This window comes from Xanthomonas prunicola, from assembly GCF_002846205.1.
Taxonomy (GTDB): Bacteria; Pseudomonadota; Gammaproteobacteria; order Xanthomonadales; family Xanthomonadaceae; genus Xanthomonas; species Xanthomonas prunicola.
This window is the reverse complement of sequence record NZ_PHKV01000088.1, coordinates 1-296: the sequence shown is the minus strand read 5'-3', so window position 1 is coordinate 296 and position 296 is coordinate 1. Positions and strand designations below refer to the sequence as shown.

1 protein-coding gene is annotated in these 296 nt (G+C 62.8%); it reads right to left on the bottom strand.

What is annotated here, in order from left to right:
• A partial coding sequence (locus XpruCFBP8353_RS23160) for a hypothetical protein (protein WP_101365259.1) occupies positions 1 to 292 on the bottom strand: 292 nt, incomplete at its 3' end.
• Positions 293 to 296 lie beyond the last annotated feature (4 nt).

Below are 296 nucleotides of genomic sequence, written 5' to 3'. Positions count from 1 at the left end.
TGAGGTGACCGTTGCTCTCGTCGATGGCGAAGTTCACCGTCTCGCCATCGTTGGTGACCTGCAGCGCCCCGTCCTTGTAGACCGCCGGGTAGCTCTCGGTCTTGGGCTGGCGGCTGAAGAACTTCGGCGTGGTGCTGCGGACCATGAAGGTCTCGCCATTGCGCTCGATATCCATCGTCTCGTCCTGCGACTGCATGTTGACCCAGTGGCCGACGAACTTCTCGCCCTCCACCTTGGCGCAGCCGCTCAACAACAGTGCCGCGGCCAGCGCGGTGCCCATCCACTTCATCATCGTG